The organism is Nocardia sp. NPDC059228 (assembly GCF_042754245.1).
In the GTDB taxonomy this organism is placed as follows: Bacteria; Actinomycetota; Actinomycetes; order Mycobacteriales; family Mycobacteriaceae; genus Nocardia.
Genome location: NZ_JBHZAL010000128.1, coordinates 1 through 1,269, shown reverse-complemented (window position 1 = coordinate 1,269; position 1,269 = coordinate 1). Strand labels below are relative to the sequence as shown.

2 protein-coding genes are annotated in these 1,269 nt (G+C 71.3%); one reads left to right on the top strand and one right to left on the bottom strand.

What is annotated here, in order from left to right; translation table 11 throughout:
* On the top strand, positions 1–738 hold a 738-nt coding region (locus tag ACFXKA_RS42930), incomplete at its 5' end, for a class I SAM-dependent methyltransferase family protein (RefSeq protein WP_379431897.1).
* On the opposite strand, the gene ACFXKA_RS42925 is transcribed toward ACFXKA_RS42930, so the two are convergent.
* A partial coding sequence (locus ACFXKA_RS42925) for a DUF1772 domain-containing protein (protein ID WP_379431896.1) occupies positions 719–1,269 on the bottom strand: 551 nt, incomplete at its 5' end. The genes ACFXKA_RS42930 and ACFXKA_RS42925 overlap by 20 nt on opposite strands.

Here is a 1,269-nt window from a genome sequence, read left to right as displayed (position 1 = left end):
GCCGGGATCCGGATCGGATACCGGCACGGCTTCGACAGCGGATCGATGCTGGACTACGTGTACGTCAACAAGGCCGGGGGCTTCCCGGTCGTCGGGCACCTCATCGACCGCGTGTATCTGAACGCGGTTGGATGGCGCGCCATCCGCGCCCGTCGCGAACTGCTCAAGGACGTCCTCCGTAAGGAGATCGCGCGGCGCGGCGGCGACAACGGGGCCGGTGGCGGTGTGCGCGTACTGGACGTGGCGTCGGGGCCCGGACGGTACCTCCAGGACCTGCTCGCGGAGTACGAGCCCGGCACCCTCCACGTCGAGTGCCGCGACCTGGACCGCGCGGGTCTCGCGCAGGGGCGGCGCCAGGCGGCCGAGCGAGGGCTGACGGGGATCTCGTACGCGTACGGGGACGCCCTCGACCCGGCACCCGCCTCCCCCGCACCCGACATCGTCGTCGTGTCGGGGCTCTACGAACTACTGCTGGACGAAGCCGTCATCGCCGCGTCGGTCGCGCGGCTGCGCGGCATGCTCGCCCCCGGCGGAGTGCTGGTCTTCACGACACAGACCCACCACCCTCAGTTGGAGTTCATCGCGAACGTGCTGCCGAACCGCGAGGGCGTCCTGTGGGAGATGGAGTGCCGCCCCGTGGAGCTGGCCGAACAGTGGGCCGCTCGGGCCGGGTTCGCCGAGGTCGCGAGCCGGCGGGAGACCGTGGGGCTGTTCACCGTCACGACAGCGAGGCGCTGACGATCAGCGCGAACCCCCCGACGGCGAGAAGCGTGCGGACGGCGTGGAGGCGGTTCCAGCGGCTCTCGAAGGCCGTGCGGACGGCGCTGTCGGGGTTGGCCTCGGGCGCGGCCTCGGACGACGCCAGGGCGTTGTTGAGAGGGATGTTGCCCGCGACGGTGACGAGGTGGTTGACCAGCACGCAGATCAGGCCGGCCAGCAGCAGCCACCACTGGGTGTCGGAGCGGTGGTCGACGGGGACGGCGAGCGCGGCGACCGGGAAGGCCACTTCGGCGAGGAACAGGAGCAGGAACATCCCGCGTGGGACCTCCTCGTTGATCCGGCGCATGGCCACCACGAACTCCCCGTCCGTGAGCCGGGCCAGCGCGGGCATGATCCCGGTCAGGAAGATCAGCATGATGCCGGCGTACAGGCCGGTGGAGATGACGGCGAGGGCGAGCAGGACAGTGGCCATGCCGCACATCATGGCCTGCGGGGAGGGGCGGCGCAGCACTGTTTCGCCCACGGGCCGACAGCCCGCCGCCGCGCCTG